Below are 19254 nucleotides of genomic sequence, written 5' to 3'. Positions count from 1 at the left end.
TCACACCGCGCTTCCCGGCGTGTACTCCCCGAACTCCTCGCGGAAGATGTTACAGATCTCTCCGACCGTCGCGTACGCCTTGACCGCGTCGACGATGACCGGCATGAGGTTGTCGTCGCCCTGCGCGGCCTCCCGAAGGATCTCGAGCGCCGCCTCGACGGCCTCCTCGTCGCGATCCCCGCGGACGGACTCGAGGCTCCGGATCTGTCGTCGCTCATCCTCTTCGGTGACTTCCTGGACGTCCATCTCGGGGTCTTCGTCGACCTCGAACTCGTTGACGCCGACGATGATGCGCTCGCCGTCTTCGATCTCGCGCTGGCGGTCGAACGCGGTGTCCTGGATCTGGCGCTGGACCCACTGCTGTTCGATCGCTCGCCGCATCCCGCCGCGCTCGTCGACTTCCTCAAGGAGGTCGTAGGCCTCGGATTCGACCTCGTCGGTGAGGTGCTCAACGTAGTAACTGCCCGCGAGCGGGTCGACGGTGTCGGCCGCGCCGGACTCGTGGGCGAGGATCTGCTGGGTGCGGAGGGCGGTCCGGACCGATTTCTCGGTAGGTAGAGCCAGCGCCTCGTCTTTGCCGTTGGTGTGGAGGCTTTGCGTACCCCCGAGAACCGCCGCCAGCGCCTGGTACGCTACCCGGACGACGTTGTTCTCGATCTGCTGGGCGGTGAGCATCGAGCCCGCCGTCTGGGTGTGGAACTTCAGTTGCCGGGACTTGGGATTTTGCGCGTCGAAGCGCTCGTCCATCAGGTCGTGCCACATTCGTCGGGCCGCGCGGAACTTCGCGACCTCCTCGAAAATGTTGTTGTGCCCGTTGAAGAAGAAGGAGAGTTGCGGGGCGAAGTCGTCGACGTCCAGGCCGGCGTCGATGGCGGTCTCGACGTACTCGAGGCCGTTTCCGAGGGTGAAGGCGAGTTCCTGGGCGGCCGTCGAGCCGGCCTCCCGGATGTGATAGCCCGAGATGGAGATGGTATTGAACTTGGGCACTTCCTCGGCGCAGAATTCGAAGATGTCCGTGATGATCCGCATCGACGGCTCGGGCGGGTAGATGTAGGTGTTCCGGGCGACGTACTCCTTGAGGAGGTCGTTCTGGATGGTCCCCCTGAGTTCAGCGCGGTCGACGCCCTGGCGGTCGCCCACGGCGATGTACATCGCCAGCAGGACCGACGCGGGCGCGTTGATCGTCATGCTCGTCGACACTTCGTCAAGGGGGATGCCGTCGAACACCGTCTCCATGTCCTCGAGCGAGTCGATGGCGACGCCCGCCTTGCCGACCTCGCCGGCGGACATCTCGGCGTCCGAATCGTAGCCCATCTGGGTCGGCAGGTCGAACGCCATCGAGAGCCCGGTCTGGCCCTGATCGAGCAGGTAGTGAAATCGTTCGTTGGTGTCCTCGGGTGTCGAGAACCCGGCGTACTGGCGCATCGTCCACAGCCGACCCCGGTAGCCCGTGGAGTAGACGCCGCGAGTATAGGGCGCCTCCCCGGGATAGCCCAGATCTTCCTGGTAGTCGAGGTCGGAGATGTCTGCCGGCGTGTACAGTCGATCGACCTCCTGGCCCCCGGTGTCGGTCGTGAACGTCTCCTCGCGTTCGCCGAAGCGGTCGATCACCGGTTCGACCTGCTCGTCGTGCCAGGTTTCTTTCCCCTCGCGGATCGCCTCGAGATCCTCGGCATCGAACATTATCGATGACGACGGTTTCCTGTGGCTTGAAGGTTGACAAACGAGTCGGTCGACGGAAACGCAATGGGCCGCGTTCGTCGGGCGCTACGCTACGTTCTGGGCTCGGCCGCCTCGGCGTTTTCCTCCCGGTTGCGATACTCCTCGAGGCGACGCTCGTCCCTCGAACCCGCCCCGAACAGCCGCTCGGTAAACGTTCGCTCGGACGGCCGCTCCGAGAGTAGCACCGACCCCTCGACGACGCGCGCGACGTCGATGTGGAGCGAGTCCCGAACGAGCCGAGAGAGCAGGCCACGCTCGGTCGCGCCCATCATGACGATCGTGGCGTCCAGGTCCCTGGCCGTGCGACAGATCGCCTGCTCGACGTCGCCCGAATCGTCGACGACGATTTCTGCATCGTCGAGTCCGTGATCGTTCGCCCAGTCGGAGAGGAACGCCTCGCCTGCTGCTCGATCGGCCGGGTCGTCGACGACGTGTAAGAGGGTGATCTCGGCGTCGGCACCGTTCTCGAGGGCCTGCGCGATTTCGGCGCTGAGATCTGAATCGGGGCCGCCGGCGGTCGGGAGGAGCACCCGCGACGGATCGAGCCCGCGGTCTTTGATCACGAGGAAGTCCGTCGGAAGCCGATTCGTGAGTTCGTCGAGGTGGCTCTCGGCGCGGGCGGAGGTCCACAGCTGGTCCTGTCCCCACCCCATGAGCACGAGGTCGGGGCGGGTCCGCCTGGCCCGGTCGAAGATCTCCTCGAACGACCGGGGAGAGACGATGGTCGACGTTCCGAACTCGACGTCGTAGCCGTCGCCGATTCGTCGAATGTCCTCGAGCAGGCGGTCTGACTCGCGGAGGATTCGGTCGTGATGGCCGCTACTGTCCGCGACGTGCTGGGGGGCCTGGACGATGTGGACGACGTGGACCTGCCCCTTCTCTTTCGTTTCCGACAGCGCGCAGGCGAATTCGACGAGCTGGGATTCGGTTCGCGGGTTGGCGATGGGGACGAGGATCCGGTAGGAGTCCTCGTCGCGAACGATCGTCTCGACGGTGTCGACGACGGGGACGTAGGTTCGCCCCGAGAGCGAGCCGAGGAGCCACTCCCGGATGGTGAGTCGCCTGGTGTTCTCGTACCGGTCGATGTCGAGTCGTCGCTCGCTGGTCTGGTAGTAGTTGACGACGGTGACGAGCAGGACGCCGCCGAGGGTGTTCCCGAGCAACACCGGGATCACGAACTGGGTCATTGCCGGAAATATCACCCCAATGTCACCGAGGGCAAGGGTGAGGTACACCACCTCGGTGAAGGAGACGACGACGTGGAAGAGGTTGCCCAGTGGAACCGTCAGAAAAGCCAGGTAGACCACGAGCAATCGCGAGGCGGTGTCGCGAACGGCAAAGTTGATCCAGACGACGCCCGCGACGACCAGACCGGCGAACGTCCCTTTGAAGAAGAGACTCGTCGCCGGGGTTTCGATGCCCTTCTCGGCGAGGTAGATCGCCATCTCCGCCGATGGCGCGTCGAAGACGCCGCCGTAGGCGAGAGTCACCGCCCCGAGCGCGCCGCCGGCGAAGTTTCCGGCGAGGACGATCACCCAGTGGCGAAGCAACGTCGGGATTGACGAGAGGCGCTCGAGGACCAGCGCGACGGGCGGCAGGGTGTTCTCGGTGTAGAGCTGGTAGCCGCCGATGATGATGTAGATGAACCCCAGCGGGTAGAGCAGGGCGGCGACGATCTCGCTGTCGGTCTTCGTCGACATCGAGGCGTAGATCAGGAACGTGAGCGTGATCGCGAAACCGCCGGCGAGCGCGCTGAAGAAGAGTTCGCGCGTCCCGGAAGTGATCTCGTGATCGGCGTCCGCGACGACGCGCTGGAAGACTTCATCGGACGAAAACCGGTCCGGCATGACCGTCCCGTACGCCGGCGCGCCACTCTCGGCTCGCTGTGGAATTTCCACTGCGGAATCGTCGTCGTCACTCATTGTCGACCCTCACTCATGGAAGGGCTAAGTGACTTTCTTCATCGGACCGTCCGTGCCGGGGTTCGAGCGTCATCGACGGCCCGTATCGTACTTGTAGGTCGCCGTGTCGGGGTCGATACCGAAGTCCTCGGGGGTTTCCTCCTCGCCGTCGCCGCGCTCCGGTTCGTTCGCCTCCTTGAACGCGTCCCGCAGCCGTTCGGGCATCTCGAATCCGTCGACGTCGATCGCGAACGGGACCGCGTCCGGATCGACGCCCTCCCGTTTGTCCGCCAGTCGCTCCTGTAACACGGCAGGGAGGGCCGATTCCTCGATGCGATTGAAGCCGAACTGCGCGAGGTAGGCCCCTTCCCCGGTGAGGGTGTAGACCGTCTCGAAGCCCTCGTCGCCGGCGTACTCGACCAGCCGTTCGACCACGTGGGCGCCGACGCCCTGGCCGCGCCACTCCTCGAGGACGCCGATGCTCGTCAATTCGCAGACGTCGTCGGCGTCGTCGGGTTTGTGGATGCGGATACGGCCGAACCCCGCCTTCTCCCCCGACTCTTCGTCGATGGCGACCACGTAGTCGCGCGAGCGGAACGCCGTGTCGTCGAGCCCCATCGCCTCGATGTGGTCGAGAAGCCAGACCTCTTCCCGGTTTTTCGCGTCCCGTACGTACATGATTCGAGCTAGGGCCGCCGCGGCCAAAAGCGTTTGTGAGGTACTCGCAGGTTTCGGCCCGTCTCGAGACGGTAACGTTCATGACACGGGACGGTAAACCTTGCCAGTGACATGGAAGGGGACCTGATCGACGAGGTGGTCCACGAACCCGACGAGGCGTTCGCCGAGTCCACCAACGTCCGGGCGTTCATGCGCGAGTACGGCATCGAGGACTACGACGACTTGATCGAGCGCACCACGACCGACCGGGGCGACGGCGAGAGCGGGGTCGAGTGGTTCTGGGACGAACTGGTCGACTACCTGGGCATCGACTTCTACGCGGACTACGACCAGGTCCGGGACGACAGCGACGGCCCGCAGTTCACCGACTGGTATTCCGGCGGAGAGCTCAACATCGCCCACAACACCGTCGACCGTCACGCCGACCTCGAGGCCGCGAACCGAAACCGGGTCGCCACCATCTGGGAGGGCGAAGACGGCGAGGTCCGGGAGATCACCTACCACGAACTCCACCGACAGGCTAACAGGGTAGCGAACTACCTCGAGTCGGCGGGGGTCGAAACCGGCGACACCGTCGGGCTGTACATGCCGATGGTGCCGGAAGTGGTGTCGATTCTGTACGGCTGTTTCAAAGTCGGCGCCATCGCCGTCCCCATCTTTTCGGGCTTCGGCGTCGACGCTGTCGCCACCCGCATCGAAGACGCCGAGTGCTCGGTGCTCTTTACGGGCGACGGCTTCTACCGCCGAGGAAGCCAGATCACGCTCAAGGAGAGCGCCGACGACGCCATCGTCCAGGCGGGCCACGTCGAGCACACGGTCGTCTTCGATCGGTTGGGATCGAGCGACGCTGGCGGCGACGCCAGCGACGATAACTCGGCCGTCAACGTCGAAATCCCCTGGAACGACGCCCGCGACGCGTGGTGGCACGACGCCGTCGAGAACCAGGACGACGCGTACGAGAGCAAGTCACTGCCCTCGAGCCAGGAATCGATGCTGCTGTACTCCTCGGGCACCACGGGAACGCCGAAGGGAATCGTCCACACGCACGCGGGCGTGCAAACGCAATGTGCGAAGGAACTCCACTTCGGGTTCGACCTCAAGCCCGCCGACCGCTTCTTCTGGGTGAGCGACATCGGCTGGATGATGGGCCCCTGGACCTTGATCGGCGTCCACACCTTCGGCGGCACCGTCTTCATGTACGAGGGTGCCCCCGACTACCCGAACCCCGACCGCTTCTGGGAAATGATCGACCGCCACAAACTCACCCAGTTCGGCATCTCGCCGACCGCTATCCGCGCACTTCGGAAACACGGCGACGAGTGGCTCGAGGGCCACGACCTCTCCTCCCTTCGAATACTGGGCTCGACGGGCGAACCGTGGGACCCCGAGAGCTGGCAGTGGTTCTACGAGAACGTTGGCGGGAGCGAGGCACCGATCGTCAACATCTCCGGGGGCACCGAGATCTGCGGTTGTTTCCTGATGCCGATGCCCGACCAGCCGCTCAAGCCGTGTACCCTGGGCGGCCCCGGCCTCGGCATGGATATCGATATCGTCGACCGGGACGGTAATTCGGTGAAAGACGATCACGAGCGCGGCTTCCTCGTCGCCCGCGATTCGTGTCCCTCGATGACCAAATCGCTGTGGAGCGGCGACGAGCGCTACCTCGAGGAGTACTGGTCCACGTTCGAGGATCTCTGGGACCACGGCGACTGGGCCCAAAAGGACGAGGACGGCTTCTGGTTCCTCCACGGTCGGGCCGACGACGCCTTGAACGTGGCGGGTCGGAAGGTCGGCCCCGCCGAAATCGAGGGCGTCCTGATCGATCACGAGGCCGTCAACCAGGCCGCAGCGGTGGGCGTTCCCGACGACACGACCGGCACCGCAGTCGTCGCCTACGCCATCCTCGAGGACGGCGTCGACGAATCGGAGGAACTCCGCGAGGAACTCCGGGAACAGATCGGCGAGGAGCACGGCAAACCGTTCCGACCCCGCGAGATCCTCTTCGTCGACGCCTTCCCGAAGACGCAGTCGGGCAAGATCATCCGCCGGGCCATCGAGGCCGCCTACACCGGCGAGGACCTCGGTGACCTTTCGAGTCTCGAGAACCCGGACGCGCTCGAGGCGCTCGAGGACGCCCGGTAGGGCGGTCAGGCTGCTCGCGATCGCGTGCCGGTTCTCCACGTCGCCAGACCGGTGAGCGCCGCACCCGCGAGACCGGCAACCCCGGCGGCGACGAACGCCGGCGTGTACGTCCCGAAGAGATCGTAGCTCGCGCCGGCCAGCGGCGGGGCGAACAGTCCCGAAACGGCGAACGAGAGCGAGACGACGCCGAAGAGGGCGTTGGCGTCGTCGGGGCCGAACAGGTCGACGGTGAGCGGGGACAGCAACGCCCCGTTCCCGCCGTAGGCCGCGCCGAAGACGGCCGCGAAGGCGACGAACCCGGCCGGCGACGACAGGACGGGTAAGGCGAACGTCGAGACGGCCATCAGAATCGAACACCCGATGAACGTTCGGTTCCGGCCGAGGCGGTCCGACGCGAATCCGATTGCCATTCGCGAGGCGGCGGTCGTGGCGCCGATGATCGTGAGCGCGAGCGCGCCGATTCGTGCGTCGAGCCCGAGGTCCGTGACGTGAGCCACCAGGTGGACCAGCGTCACGTACAGGGTCCCGTAGATGAGTATCCAGCCGAAGAACACCAGCAGGAACCGACGGCCGGTGGCTATCGACACGATGTCTCGAGCCTGCTCGAGCCACCCTCTCGACCGCGAGCGCGTCTCCGGGTAACCGGCGGGAAATTCGCTCGCCGGAACCCCTCTCTCTCGAGGGTCGTCCTCGATCAGCACGGTGGCGACGACGAGCAGGGCGACCAGCCCCGCGACGAGGGCGAGATAGGCGCGTCGCCAGCCGTAGCGGGCGATGAGGAGTGTCGCGACGGGCGTGACGGCGACCATGCCGACACCCAGGCCGGCGGTGGCGATCCCACTCGCGAAGCCGCGACGGCGCTCGAACCACCGAGGAACGGTCGCGTACGAGACGACGTAGATTAGCCCCATGCCGAGGGCCGTGATGACGCCGTAGGCGAGGCCAAGCGTCGTGATCGAGTTCGCCTCGCTCGTCCAGAGCAATCCGAGCGCCAGCAACACTACACCGGTGCCCATGACTCGCCTGACGCCGTAGCGGTCGGCGACGCCGCCGAAGAGCGCTGCGCCAACGTAGATCATCAGGGTCTGTACGGAGAACACGAGCGATGTCGCGCCTCGAGAGAGGTCGAAATCGCTCGCCAGCGGTTCGAAAAACACGCCGAAGGAGTAAGACACGCCGAAGATGACGAAGGTGCCGATGAAGCAGGCTGTCGTCACGACCCAGCCGTAGTAGTAGCCGTCATTCGTCGAATCTGGCCCCGTCACTGTCCCCGAATTGGTCGGTTCGACATATAAATATTTAATACAGTTACCAAATACCACGGATCATGGCAACACGAGCCAATGGTGCTAGCGGAGGGACGAATCGTGGTGGCGACTCGAAACCAGGACTCTTCGAACGGGCCGGAAAAGGGCTCGCAGACGTCGTCGAACGGTGGATGCCGAGTCCGTTCCTGTTCGCGATTCTCCTGTCGTACATCGTGTTCGTCGCCGGCATGGTTTTCGAGGGATCAGGTCCACTCGAGATGACCACTTACTGGTTCGAGGGGTTCTGGGCGTTCCTCGGGTTCGCGATGCAGATGACGCTCATCCTGATGACGGGCTTCGTGCTCGCGTATCACCCGCGAGTGAACGCGTTGCTCAAGGGTCTGACCCAGCTTCCAAGTTCCGGGAAACAGGCCGTCGTCCTGGTGGGCGTCTTCTCGATGGCCGTGGCGTGGATTCACTGGGGATTCAGCCTCATCCTCGGGGCGATTTTCGCTCGAGAGATGGGGAAGACGGCCCATCGAAACGGAATGCCGGTTCACTACCCGCTGCTGTGCGTCGCTGGGTACATGGGCCTCGGCCTGACCTGGCACTGGGGGCTGTCGGCGTCGGCCCCGCTGTTGCTCAACACACCCGAAAACGAGTTCATCGAGGGGGGCTACATCGACGGAATCGTCCCGGCCAGCGAGACCATCTTCAGCAGCTACGCCCTCTTGCTGACGATTTCCTCGATCGTCGTCGCTGCCGCGTTCTTGTACCTGCTCGCGCCAGGGGCGGGGCGGACGCGCTCGATTACGGAATTCGTCGACGAGAAGAACCTGTTCGACGAGTCGGGGTCGGGCAGTGACACCGTCCCCGACGGCGGTGTGAAGACGTACGAAACGCCGGCAGAGAAGATCGACAACAGCCGACTCCTCGGCGGATTGATCGCCTTCGGCGGTGTGTTTATGGTCGGCTACCTCCTCGCGAGCGAGGGTCTTGACGCCTGGAACCTCGATCTCGTGAACTTCGCGTTCCTGTTCGCCGGCCTGCTCGTCTTCTTGCGCCCCGCCTACTATCGCGAACGGTTCGGCGAGGCGGCGGAGGCCGCCGCCGGCATCATCCTCCTGTTCCCGTTCTTCGCTGGTATCCAGGGAATGATGAACGCCTCCGGCCTCTCGTCGTCGATCGCCGAGGGCCTGTTCGCCATCTCAGAGCCGGCGACGTTCCCAATCGTCGCCTGGATCGCCGGCGGCATCGTCAATCTCTTCGTGCCCTCCGGCGGCGGCGAGTGGATCGTCCTCGGTCCCTCGGTCGTCGAGGCGGCACAGGGCCACGGCGTCCCCGTCGGCCAGGCCACCATCGCCTACGCGGTCGGCGACGCACACACGAACCTGTTCAACCCGTTCTGGGCGCTTCCGCTGCTCGCGATCACGGGGATCAAGGCGCGGGAGATGTTCGGCTACGCGATCGCGATGATGCTCCTGCTGACGCCGTTCCTCGCGCTCGCGCTCACGTTCATCCCGTACTGACTCGAGACGACTGGGCCGAGCGAAACGGTATCTTCTCTTGAGTTCGAGACCGAGAACCGCGAGGTTGGCTCGAGCGATCGGTGAGGAATTCGCCGCCCGAGGAATCGGTCCGTCCGACGACGAATCCACCGAGGCGGCGATGCCTGCTATCGACGGCACAACACGCTTCCGTGTCACCACCCCACATACTGATGATCTGCTTCCAACTGGTACAGATGGGACCACGGAGGCAGATCGTGTATCGACTCGAGAGACAGCGAGCGAGTGAAGCGAACTCGACGGCGATCACACGGACACGCGCGATCCCCAACGGACGCGATCCCCCACAGACACACCTTATCGCACCACGTGCTGGAACGGAGTGCGATACAATACTTTTCGCGGATCAATCTCCGAGAGAGGTCACACCATCGAGACAGCGTGATCGGCCGGACACGACCGGGACGGGCCAGAGGACCGAAACCGGCCGGCAGCCGATAGTATAAGAGACTCGAGTCCGACCCCACGTGTATGCGCCACGCACGGGGTCCACTGCTCACGGTCGACGTGAGCAACCGGACCGCAACTACGACCGACATCGACGACGTGCTCGAGCGAACCGTCGGCGGTCGCGCGACGGCCACCGCCCTCGCCCACGACCGCATCCCGTTCGACGCCGATCCGTTCGGCCCCGAGAATCGCGCCTACCTCTCGACGGGGCCGCTCCAGCAGAGCCGAATGTCCTTCACCGGCCGGATGAACATGACCGGCCTCTCACCGCTGACGGATGGCCTGGTCTCGACCAACGCCGGCGGCTACCTCTCCCGAAACTTCGTGGGAACGGGCATCAGCGTCCTCGAGGTCGTCGGCGAGAGCGACGAGTTGCTCGCGGTTCACGTCACGGACGGCGATAGCGACGGCGAGGGCGGCGTCGAAGTCGCGTTCGAAGCAGTGCCCGAACTCGAGAACGCGCTCGTGCCCGAAATCTCCGACTACATGGCCGACACCCGGGACCTCGGCCCCGAACACTGCATCGCCATCGGCCCCGCCGGCGAGAACCTCGTGCGCTTCGCGAGCGTGATGACCTTCGACTCGCGAGCGTTCGGTCGGGGCGGGCTCGGGGCCGTGCTCGGGTCGAAGAACGTCAAGTGCGTCACCTTCGAGGGCGACTCCGCGCCCGACGTCGAGTTCCCGCCGGTCCAGATGGACGTTCACAAAGAAGCCGCCGAGTCCGACGACCTGATGAAACGCCAGGGGACGACTGGCGGCACCGAGTTCATCAACGACAACTTCTCCTTGCCGACGCGGTACTTCCGGGACTACGAGTTCGAACACGTGGCCGACATCGGCGGCAACGCCGTCGAGGAGAAGAAGTACAAGCGCGCAGCCTGTTCGGCCTGCGCCTACGGCTGTAAACTCCCGACTCGGGACGAGGAGACCGGCCTCGAGACCGAGGGTCCGGAGTTCGAGACGGTCTACTCCTTTGGCTCCCTGCAGGGTGTGGGTGACGTCGTCGACGTGATGAAGGGGAACGAACTCTGTGACACGCTGGGGATGGACACCATCTCCGCCGGCGTGACGGTCGCCGCCTACCTCGAGAGCGAGGACGCCTTCGGCGACGCCGACCTCGCCCACGAGATCACCGAGCGAATTGCCTATCGCGACGGCATCGGCGACGTACTCGCCGAGGGCGTCCACCGCTGTCACGAGGAACTGGGCGTCGACGACTACACCGTCAAGGGGATGGAGTTCGCCGCTCACGACGGCCGCGTCCTCCACGGGCAGGGCCTCTCCTACGCCGTCGCCAACCGCGGCGGCGACCACATGTACGCCGGCATGCTGAGCCTCGAGTACAGCGGTGAACTCGACCCGGAGGGTACACTCGGGAAAGCCGAGACGCTGGTCGACGAGGAGAACTCGTCGGCGTTCCGAGATACGGGAATCGTCTGTGCGTTCGGCGGCGACTACGTGACCGACGAGCGACTCGAGGAACTGTTCGACGCCGACTACGACGACCTCATGGCCATCGGTGCTCGCACGGTCGAACGGGAGCGCCACTTCAACAACCAGCGCGGGTTCGGCGTCGACGACGACCGAACCCCGTACGACCTGCCGGACCTCGAGGCCGCAGTGGATGAGTACTACGAGGCTCGCGGCTGGAACGACGACGGGACGGTTCCGGCAGAGCGAGTCGATTCGGTCGCTCCCTCCGCGGACTGATCGTCCGCGGGTTCCGTATTCGGTAGGTGATCGACGAGGCAGAATCGATCTCGCCGTCAGCCCCCGTACACCGACGGCACGAGCCGATACACGTCGCCGTCCTCGAGTTCCGTCTCGAGGCCGTCGAGGTGTCTGACGTCCCGCTTGTTCTTCGTCACGACCGTCTTCCCGGCGAGGGATCCCTCCTCGTCGTCGAGCAGGCGGCCCTCGAGCACCGGATAGGCGGCCTCGAGTTCGACGAGCAGGTCGCGGACGGTCTCGCCGTCCGGCTCCCACTCGGTCGCCGTCTCGTCGGTGTCCTCGCGAAACGGTCCGAAGAAGACACACTCGAGTTGCACGTCTCGAGGGAGGGGCCGTTCGTTCTTGTACGTACGGGTTTCGGTGCCCGTTCGTCCGATCGTAGCCGGAGCCACTGAGTCGTATCCGGAGTCACCAGGTCACAACCGGAACCACCGGATTGGCGTAGCGGCGCCCTTTTAGTGATCTACGCGCAATGGAGTCTATGCGCCACGCGATGGAAGCGGCGACGGGGACGGTGCTGGCCGTCGGCACTGCGTCCTGGCTCGAGGGCATCGGCCCACCGGCTGAATCCGAGAGCGAGCGGACGTGGGCTGGCGAAGACGGGAGCCAGCGAGCCGATCACTCCGTTACCGTTTACGGCCCGGTTTCGGCCGTCGACGAGCGGCCGCCGGAACTCGAGTCGCTCGAGGCGGTCGACTGCGTCCTTACCGACGCCGTCGAGACCGTTTCGGCCGCCTCCGCAGCACTCGAAGACGTCCCCGTGGTCGTCGGTCCACCAGCCGATCGATCGACCGTCCCCGGCCGCAGTCGGAACCGAGACGGCGACTCGCTGGCGGCACACCTCGAGGCCGCGCTCGACGCCGGTGCGAGCGACGTCGTCGACGTCACGACGGCCGCCCACCCCGGTCTGTTCCGACGACGCCTCGCGGCCGTTCTCGAGCGCCAGCGAGCGACGGCGGCCGCAGAAGAAGCGAACACGTGGTGTCGGACGTTGATCGAGAAGTCGCAGTCGCTGTTCCTGGTCCTGGACGACGGCGGGCGAGTAACCTTTGCCGGGCCGTCCACGCCCCACGTTGTCGGCGCCGACCCCGATGCGCTCGTCGACCACCCCCTCGACGAACGCATCCACTACGACGACCGTGATTCGTTTTACCGGGCGTTCGAGGCCGTTCGCGATGCAGACGCTGGCACGTCGAAGACCTGCGAGTATCGGTATCGTCACGCCGACGAAACCTGGCACGTCCACGAGGCGGTCCTCACGAATCGCCTCGAGGACCCGGCCGTGGACGGAATCGTCGTTTCGGCGCGAGACATCACGGACTACCGGCGGATCGAACGCGAGCTAAACGAGTCGTTCGACCGCGTCACCGACGCGTTCTTTTCACTCGACACGGACGGAGAATTCACGTACCTCAACGACAGGGCCGAAGAGCTCCTCGAGACGCCGAAAGAGGAGACCCTGGGACGGTCGTTCGTCGACGTCTTCCCGGAAGCCGAAGGCGGTGACTTCCAGCGAGAGGCGATTGCAGCCCTGCAATCACAGGAGGCGCGAACGATCGAGAGCTACTACGAACCGTTCGATCGGTGGATCGAAGCCCGGATGTACCCGTCACCGACGGGGTTGTCGATTTACTTCAGAGACGTGTCGAGACGAGTTCGGCGCGAACAGGCGCTGGTCGAGCGGTCCGAGCGGCTCCAGGTGCTGGTCGAAAACGTCCCCGTCGTCCTGTTTGTCATCGACGACGACGGCACGTTCACCCTCTCGGAGGGGCGCGGCCTCGAACGAATCGGGGTCGAATCCGGGTCGGTCGCCGGCCAGTCGATATACGACGTGTACGCGGAGCATCCGTCGGTCATCGGCGACGTCAACCGAGCGCTCGGCGGCGAATCGGTCCACAGCTTCCAGCGGATCAAGGATCGAATCTTCGAGACCTGGTATCGACCGGTAGTCACCGGTGGAACGGTCGAACGGATCATCGGCATTGGCGTCGACGTCACCGAGCGCCGCCAGTACGACGAAACGCTCAACACGCTGTACGAAGCGACCCAGCACCTACTGACGGTCGAATCGAAACAGACCGCCTGTGAGTACATCGTCGACGTCGCCACCGACGTACTAAACCTGGAGAACGTCGTCGTGTTCCGGTTCGACGACCGGGAGAACGAACTCGTTCCGGCCGCGTACACGACGGACCTCCTGACTGACATCGGCTCGCCACCACGGTTAGGGCCCAACAAAAGCATCTCCTGGCAGACGTTCGTCGACGGCGAAGCGAAGGTCTTCGACGACATTCGAACGTCGCCACACGTCTACGACGAGGAGACCGCCGTCAGAAGCGGACTCTTCGTCCCACTCGGTGAACACGGCGTGCTGGCGACGCTGTCGACCGATGAGGGCCAGTTCACCGACGAAACGGTCGACCTCGCGCAGGTGTTCGGCGCGACCGCCGAAGCCGCTCTCGACCGGATCAGTCGAACCCAGCGACTGCACGAACGCGAACAGGAACTCAAACGCCAGAACGAGTACCTCGAGCGCCTGAACGAGGCCAGTTCCCTCCGCGAAGAGATCGAGTCGCTCCTGTTACGCGCGAGTTCGAGGGACGAAATCGAGACCGGGCTCTGCGATCGACTCACGGACCTCGAGGACTGTTCGTACGTCTGGATCGGCGAACCAGATCCCGGCGGCAACGAGATACTGGCTCGTCACGAAGCCGGGTACGGCCGCGGTTATCTCGAGTCGGTGACGGTGACGGCCGTCGACGATCCGGCCGCCGAACCGGCTGGTCGAACCGCTCGCACGCTCGAACCGACGAACGTCGACAACGTCGCCCAGGACCTCCGTCACGGCGCCTGGCGAACCGAAGCCCTCTCGCGGGACTTCCAGAGCGTCTACGCCGTGCCGCTCGTCTACGACGACTTCCTGTACGGCGTTTTGACGCTCTACAGTACGGACCGAACGGGGTTCGACGAACCCATCCGGTCCGTCCTGGACGACCTCGGCGAGACCGTCGCCTACACGATCAACGCCGTGCAGCGAAAACAGGCGCTCCTGGGCGGGGCAACGACCGAAGTCGAACTCGAGGTGACGACCGAGACGCCGCTGGCAGCGCTCTCCCGCGTCGCAGACGCCCGCGTCGAACTCGAGGGGATTATTCAACAGGACGACGGCACGTCGACCGTCTTCGCGAGCGTCGATAGTGACGTCGACCCCGACGACCTGGACTCGATCGAGACGGTCACCGACGGGACGATCATCAGTCGAACCGACGACCGAACGGTGATCCAGCCCGAGCTGACGGAGCCGTTCCTCGTCGCCGTCGTCGACGGCCACGGCGGCCTGCTTCGATCGTTTACGGTCCACCCCGAGACGGGAACGCGAACGACGCTGGAAATACCGAACTCCGTCGCCGTCCGCGAAGTTCTCGCCGAGATGAATCGACGGGGGTTCTCGGCGTCGATGGTCGCCCGCCGGGAGCGGTCGGGTGAAAACGAACGCCTGGCCGGGGACCCGAGGACGCGCGAACGTGACCAGTTCCTGTCGCTGTTGACCGATCGCCAGCGAGAAGTCGTTCAGACCGCCTATCACGGCGGCTTCTTCGAGTGGCCGCGAGAGACCACGGGCGAGGAACTCGCCGGGTCGCTCGGGATTTCGCCACCAGCATTCCACAACCACGTGCGATCGGCCGAGCGAAAGCTCTTCACCGCCGTTTTCGATCACGAGTGGAGTAGGGTTAACTGATTAACCCTCTTCCTACGACTTCGTTATAGAGTTAACAGCCAGACTCTTTACCCACACCTGCAAACGGTAAATTGTCTTCCCATCTCTACGGGGGGTTGAATTCACGATGACTGAAACATCTTCGCCACAAATTCGCGCTGGAACGACTGAATCGTACTCGGTTCAATTCGATCGACTCGACGACGAGCCGCTGAGCGTCACCGTCGCCGACGCCGTAGCGACATTTACTGGACTCGACGTCACGGAACTCGATCCGCTTCACTACGCGATCGACGCCGACGCGCTCGAGCGCCTCTTCGAGCCGCGCGCGGAGGGGCTTCGATCTGACGGAACGGTCTCGTTTGCGTACAACGAGTGTCTCGTAACCGTCTCTGCTGGCGGCGAAATCAACGTCGAGTCGCTCGACGACTGATCGGTTTTGGATTTTCTCGAGCGAGTGAGACGGGGAGCGACGCCATCGCTGTCGGAGAGCGAGTACCGAGTAGCACCTTACGAATACCGAGGAGTAGCAACTGACGAGAAACGAACAGCATGTAGCGAGTAATCGCCGCACTCAAAATATAGTGTGATATTAACACACTATATTGTATTCATTCCCCATAGGAAACGTCTTTATAGGACGTCTCGCTACGTCTGTGCATGTCATCGAAGACCCCCACATCCGAAACGATGAAAGACGTTAGCCACACCCCGCCAGCAGGAGACTCCGTCACGAACGTCTGGCACCGCGGCCGACCAGACGACGAATCGGACGAGTAAAAGCAACTGGCGTCTATCCGCTAACCTGGATCCATTCTCGCTCCGAAAACGAAACCACTGCCTTCAGAGCGACCGCCGTCTCCCCTTCGGAATCATCGACCTGAGTTCGCCGTGCAGGTAGAGTCCGACGCCGATCGGTTCGCGGTCGCCGTCGACCTCGTGTGCGGCGATGAGATACCCCCAGTCGCCGTCCCACTCGAGCAACTGGTCCTCGCCGTCGGCGAATCGGGTCGCTTCCACGTCCGAAAGGTCGACAACACACCGGGTGGCGTGACGCCCGAACCGCTGTACGAAATCCGTCGTCGGTTTCCAGTGCTCCTGTCGCGTTCGCAGACAGGTCATCCCCAGGGCCTCGATTTCGGCCGGTGACGGGCTTTCCCCACTGTATATCCAAATTTTCCCAGACCCTTTCTCCCAGAACGTGTGTTCCTCGAACGTCTCCGGCGGGATGCCGAAGCGGTCCTCGAAGTACTCGAGCACCGCTTCTCGCGAGGCCCGACGCTCGACGCTTCGGTCGGCGTCCGTCGCCGGGAGCCGATCGAACTGCTGACCGACGTTCGCCTCGAGGCCGTCGGCCATCAGGCGCCCACCTCCAGTTTCGCGACGAAGAAGCCGCCGGTGTCGTTGTGGTGGGGATAGATGCGGATCGCCCGCTCGAGGCTCGAGTCGTAGGTCTCGTCGTTCCACTCGGTGACGCCGGGAGCGTACTCGAGGTCGGGGTCGAGATCCACGTCGACGACGCGACAGTCCTCGGCATCGAGGGCGTGCTGAACGACCGCTTCGTTCTCCTCCGGCGCGAACGTACACGTCGAGTAGACCACGGTGCCACCCGGCCGGGTCGCCTGTACCGCTCGCCTGAGAATGCCCTTCTGAATGCCCGCCACCGAGTGCACGTGGTCCTCGGACCACTCCTCGAGCGTCGTCGGATTTTTGCGAATCGTCCCCTCACACGAACAGGGGGCGTCGACGAGCGCGTGATCGAACTGGTCGACCGCCAGCGGCGCGAACGAGAAATTCCGCGCGTCCTGGTGGGTGACCGCCAGCGACGTCGCGCCGAGACGCTCGGCATTGAATCGAAGCGCCGAAAGGCGACCGAGGTTGCTGTCGTTGGCGACGACCGTGCCCCGGTCGTCCATCAGCGCGGCCAGCTGGGTCGCCTTGCCGCCGGGGGCTGCACAGGCGTCGAACACGGTCTCATCGGGCTCGGGGTCGAGGACGACGGGCGGCACCGCGGAGACCTCCTCTTGCGTGTGGATGAACCCGTGAAACGAGGCCCACGTCGACCCTGGCGAGTCGGTCTTGAGGCGGAGTACCCGCGGATTCCACGCGGCCTGCTCGTACTCGATGTCGTCGTGCTCGAGGGTCGCTATTGCCCGTTCGACGGAGGCCTTGATTGTGTTCACCCGGACGGCGATTCCGAGCGGCCGCTCACAGGCCGCCCGAAACGCCTCGAAGTCGTCGACGATCGGCCGGTACCGCTCGAGTGGCTCCATTGAGACGTGATTCGAGGGCGCTTCGTTTGTGGGTTTCGAAGCGGTTGGCGCCACGGGGCTGGTGCCACAGGGTCGGCGCCTTGGGATCGACGGCCGCGGGCGCCTGCCGCGGCCGGTTTTAAGTCGTCGGACGGCGTCACCTCGACTATGTCAGAGATCCGTAGACAGGGGCCGGAAGCCGAACTCGAGGAGCCAGTGCTCGTCGAAGGGTTTCCCGGCATCGGTCTCGTCGGGAAAATCGCAACCGACCACCTGATCGACCAGCTTGAGATGCGCTACTACGCGAGCGTCCACTGCGACGGGCTCCCCCGAATCGGGATCTACCGCGACGGATCGACGACCATCCAGCCGCCCGTCCGTCTCTACGTCAGCGAGGACGAGGACGTCATCGCCCTCCAGAGCGACGTTCCAATCAGCACGCAAGCGCTCGAGTCGGTCGCCGGCTGTCTGACCAGCTGGGCGGTCGACCACGACGCGACGCCGGTGTACCTCAGCGGCTTGCCCTCCCAGCGAGACGAACCGCCCCAACTGTTCGGCGTCACGACCGGCGACGCCGACGCCGTCGACACCTACGACATCGATAGCCCGACGGAGGACGGCGTCATCAGCGGTCCGACCGGCGCCCTGCTCAACCGGGCGGCCGAACTCGGTACCGATTCGTTCGGACTCGTCGTCGAGTGCAGCCCGCAGTTCCCCGACCCCGAGGCAGCGAGCGTCCTTCTCGAGGACGGCATCTGTCCCATCGCCGATGTCGAACTCGACGTCGAGGCGTTGATCGAACGGGCGGGGGAAATTCAGGAACAGCGCCAGGCGTTCGCCGAACGGATGCGCGAGGTCGAATCCGCCGAGAGTACGCAGGCCCAGCCGTTGCGGATGTACCAGTAGCCGACGCATCCACGCCCAGCCCGTCACGAGAGGTGGCACCCGCAAACCCAACGCCTTTTCGACTCATCCGCTAGCGCTCGAGTATGGCTTCCGACACAGATCTGACCCCCGCTGACTGCCCTGCAGCGAACGGCATGCCCATCCTCGGCCTCGGCACCTGGCAGAACACCGATCCGGACCAGTGTGCGGACTCGGTTCGAACCGCCCTCGAGATGGGGTATCGCCACGTCGATACCGCCCAGGGCTACGATAATGAGGAGTACGTCGGTCAAGGGATTGCCGACGCCAACGTCGACCGCGAGGACGTCTTCCTGGCGACGAAGGTATCGACCTCCAATCTCGCCCACGACGACGTCCTCGAGACGACCGAGGAGAGCCTCGAGAAACTCGGCGTCGACGCCGTCGACCTGCTGTACGTCCACTGGCCGGTCAACACCTACGACGCCGAGGAGACGCTGGCCGCGTTCGACGAACTCTACGACGACGGCCTGATCCGCAACGTCGGCGTCAGTAACTTCGAGCCTCGTCACCTCGAGGAAGCGATCGACCTCCTCGACGCGCCCCTCTTCGCGAACCAGATCGAGTGTCACCCGCTGCTCCCCCAGGAGGAGCTTCGCTCGGTCTGTGCCGACCTCGACGTCGAACTCGTCGCCTACTCGCCGCTGGCTCGAGGCGAGGTCTTCGACGTGCCCGAGATGCAGTCCGTGGCGGAGAAGCACGATGCGAGTGAGGCCCAGGTCAGTCTCGCCTGGCTCCGAGAGAAGGGCGTCACCGCGATTCCGAAAGCGACCGGCGATGATCACATTTCGGACAACTGGGCGTCGTTAGGCGTAGAGTTGGACAGTGAGGATCTCGAGAGGATCGACGGGCTCGAGGAAGTGCATCGAGAGGTCGATCCGGGTATGGCGCCGTGGAATTGATCTTAATCCATTAATTCTT

The 19254-nt window shown here is 64.5% G+C and carries 15 protein-coding genes; 8 read left to right on the top strand and 7 right to left on the bottom strand.

What is annotated here, in order from left to right:
• The 3 genes from AC6I65_RS11230 to AC6I65_RS11220 all read right to left on the bottom strand — a co-directional run bounded on the left by AC6I65_RS11230 (position 1) and on the right by AC6I65_RS11220 (position 4301).
• A complete protein-coding gene (locus tag AC6I65_RS11230; protein ID WP_497901971.1) occupies positions 1 to 1683 on the bottom strand; it encodes an acyl-CoA mutase large subunit family protein in 1683 nt (560 codons plus the stop codon).
• An 89-nt stretch (positions 1684 to 1772) separates the two neighbouring features.
• Positions 1773 to 3644 carry a formate/nitrite transporter family protein gene (locus AC6I65_RS11225; protein ID WP_497901970.1) on the bottom strand — a complete coding sequence of 624 codons (1872 nt, stop codon included), beginning with the start codon at positions 3642 to 3644 and terminating at the stop codon, positions 1773 to 1775.
• Positions 3645 to 3713: 69 nt separating this feature from the next.
• Entirely contained in the window at positions 3714 to 4301 is a 588-nt protein-coding gene (locus tag AC6I65_RS11220; RefSeq protein ID WP_497901969.1) for a GNAT family N-acetyltransferase, read from the bottom strand.
• 111 nt (positions 4302 to 4412) lie between these two features.
• On the opposite strand from AC6I65_RS11220, the gene AC6I65_RS11215 reads away from it, so the two are divergent.
• The gene (locus AC6I65_RS11215) at positions 4413 to 6443 is read left to right on the top strand and encodes an AMP-binding protein (protein ID WP_497901968.1); all 2031 of its coding nucleotides are present in this window, start codon (positions 4413 to 4415) and stop codon (positions 6441 to 6443) included.
• Positions 6444 to 6448: 5 nt separating this feature from the next.
• Here AC6I65_RS11215 and AC6I65_RS11210 read toward each other — a convergent pair whose 3' ends face one another.
• Positions 6449 to 7708 carry an MFS transporter gene (locus AC6I65_RS11210; protein ID WP_497901967.1) on the bottom strand — a complete coding sequence of 420 codons (1260 nt, stop codon included), beginning with the start codon at positions 7706 to 7708 and terminating at the stop codon, positions 6449 to 6451.
• 173 nt (positions 7709 to 7881) lie between these two features.
• Between AC6I65_RS11210 and AC6I65_RS11205 the strand changes: the two genes are divergently transcribed.
• Together AC6I65_RS11205 and AC6I65_RS11200 are read left to right on the top strand one after the other, a co-directional pair.
• On the top strand, positions 7882 to 9219 hold the full coding sequence (locus AC6I65_RS11205; protein ID WP_497903200.1) for a short-chain fatty acid transporter: 1338 nt from the start codon (positions 7882 to 7884) through the stop codon (positions 9217 to 9219).
• A gap of 510 nt (positions 9220 to 9729) precedes the next feature.
• Positions 9730 to 11418 carry an aldehyde ferredoxin oxidoreductase C-terminal domain-containing protein gene (locus AC6I65_RS11200; RefSeq protein WP_497901966.1) on the top strand — a complete coding sequence of 563 codons (1689 nt, stop codon included), beginning with the start codon at positions 9730 to 9732 and terminating at the stop codon, positions 11416 to 11418.
• Between the two features lie 56 nt (positions 11419 to 11474).
• Here AC6I65_RS11200 and AC6I65_RS11195 read toward each other — a convergent pair whose 3' ends face one another.
• Positions 11475 to 11831 carry a ubiquitin-like small modifier protein 1 gene (locus AC6I65_RS11195; protein WP_497901965.1) on the bottom strand — a complete coding sequence of 119 codons (357 nt, stop codon included), beginning with the start codon at positions 11829 to 11831 and terminating at the stop codon, positions 11475 to 11477.
• An 80-nt stretch (positions 11832 to 11911) separates the two neighbouring features.
• Between AC6I65_RS11195 and AC6I65_RS11190 the strand changes: the two genes are divergently transcribed.
• The 3 genes from AC6I65_RS11190 to AC6I65_RS11180 all read left to right on the top strand — a co-directional run bounded on the left by AC6I65_RS11190 (position 11912) and on the right by AC6I65_RS11180 (position 15937).
• Positions 11912 to 15178 (top strand): PAS domain-containing protein, encoded by a 3267-nt coding sequence (locus tag AC6I65_RS11190; protein WP_497901964.1) that lies wholly within the window; start codon positions 11912 to 11914, stop codon positions 15176 to 15178.
• 106 nt (positions 15179 to 15284) lie between these two features.
• Positions 15285 to 15590 (top strand): HalOD1 output domain-containing protein, encoded by a 306-nt coding sequence (locus tag AC6I65_RS11185; protein ID WP_254156908.1) that lies wholly within the window; start codon positions 15285 to 15287, stop codon positions 15588 to 15590.
• A gap of 227 nt (positions 15591 to 15817) precedes the next feature.
• Positions 15818 to 15937: a DUF7989 family protein gene (locus AC6I65_RS11180; protein WP_497901963.1), complete on the top strand. Its 120-nt coding sequence runs from the start codon at positions 15818 to 15820 to the stop codon at positions 15935 to 15937.
• A 63-nt stretch (positions 15938 to 16000) separates the two neighbouring features.
• Here AC6I65_RS11180 and AC6I65_RS11175 read toward each other — a convergent pair whose 3' ends face one another.
• Both AC6I65_RS11175 and AC6I65_RS11170 read right to left on the bottom strand, forming a co-directional pair.
• Positions 16001 to 16516 (bottom strand): DUF7122 family protein, encoded by a 516-nt coding sequence (locus AC6I65_RS11175; protein WP_497901962.1) that lies wholly within the window; start codon positions 16514 to 16516, stop codon positions 16001 to 16003.
• Positions 16516 to 17430: an RsmB/NOP family class I SAM-dependent RNA methyltransferase gene (locus AC6I65_RS11170; protein WP_497901961.1), complete on the bottom strand. Its 915-nt coding sequence runs from the start codon at positions 17428 to 17430 to the stop codon at positions 16516 to 16518. The genes AC6I65_RS11175 and AC6I65_RS11170 overlap by 1 nt, the downstream gene beginning before the upstream one ends.
• A 147-nt stretch (positions 17431 to 17577) precedes the next feature.
• Here AC6I65_RS11170 and AC6I65_RS11165 point away from each other — a divergent pair, with 147 nt between their 5' ends.
• On the top strand, positions 17578 to 18315 hold the full coding sequence (locus AC6I65_RS11165) for a proteasome assembly chaperone family protein (protein ID WP_497901960.1): 738 nt from the start codon (positions 17578 to 17580) through the stop codon (positions 18313 to 18315).
• Between the two features lie 83 nt (positions 18316 to 18398).
• Positions 18399 to 19235 (top strand): aldo/keto reductase, encoded by an 837-nt coding sequence (locus AC6I65_RS11160; protein ID WP_497901959.1) that lies wholly within the window; start codon positions 18399 to 18401, stop codon positions 19233 to 19235.
• Positions 19236 to 19254: the final 19 nt, after the last annotated feature.

This window comes from Natronosalvus sp. KLKA75 (assembly GCF_059736265.1).
The sequence above is the reverse complement of the archived record's forward strand: the minus strand, read 5'-3'. Positions and strand labels throughout refer to the sequence as shown.

Coding starts and splice junctions, on each gene's coding strand:
- AC6I65_RS11170 (WP_497901961.1), bottom strand. CDS start 17,430: ATGGAGCCACTCGAGCGGTACCGGCCGATCGTCGACGACTTCGAGGCG.
- AC6I65_RS11190 (WP_497901964.1), top strand. CDS start 11,912: ATGGAGTCTATGCGCCACGCGATGGAAGCGGCGACGGGGACGGTGCTG.
- AC6I65_RS11180 (WP_497901963.1), top strand. CDS start 15,818: ATGTCATCGAAGACCCCCACATCCGAAACGATGAAAGACGTTAGCCAC.
- AC6I65_RS11225 (WP_497901970.1), bottom strand. CDS start 3,644: ATGAGTGACGACGACGATTCCGCAGTGGAAATTCCACAGCGAGCCGAG.
- AC6I65_RS11175 (WP_497901962.1), bottom strand. CDS start 16,516: ATGGCCGACGGCCTCGAGGCGAACGTCGGTCAGCAGTTCGATCGGCTC.
- AC6I65_RS11160 (WP_497901959.1), top strand. CDS start 18,399: ATGGCTTCCGACACAGATCTGACCCCCGCTGACTGCCCTGCAGCGAAC.
- AC6I65_RS11205 (WP_497903200.1), top strand. CDS start 7,882: ATGCCGAGTCCGTTCCTGTTCGCGATTCTCCTGTCGTACATCGTGTTC.
- AC6I65_RS11185 (WP_254156908.1), top strand. CDS start 15,285: ATGACTGAAACATCTTCGCCACAAATTCGCGCTGGAACGACTGAATCG.
- AC6I65_RS11230 (WP_497901971.1), bottom strand. CDS start 1,683: ATGTTCGATGCCGAGGATCTCGAGGCGATCCGCGAGGGGAAAGAAACC.
- AC6I65_RS11220 (WP_497901969.1), bottom strand. CDS start 4,301: ATGTACGTACGGGACGCGAAAAACCGGGAAGAGGTCTGGCTTCTCGAC.
- AC6I65_RS11215 (WP_497901968.1), top strand. CDS start 4,413: ATGGAAGGGGACCTGATCGACGAGGTGGTCCACGAACCCGACGAGGCG.
- AC6I65_RS11200 (WP_497901966.1), top strand. CDS start 9,730: ATGCGCCACGCACGGGGTCCACTGCTCACGGTCGACGTGAGCAACCGG.
- AC6I65_RS11165 (WP_497901960.1), top strand. CDS start 17,578: ATGTCAGAGATCCGTAGACAGGGGCCGGAAGCCGAACTCGAGGAGCCA.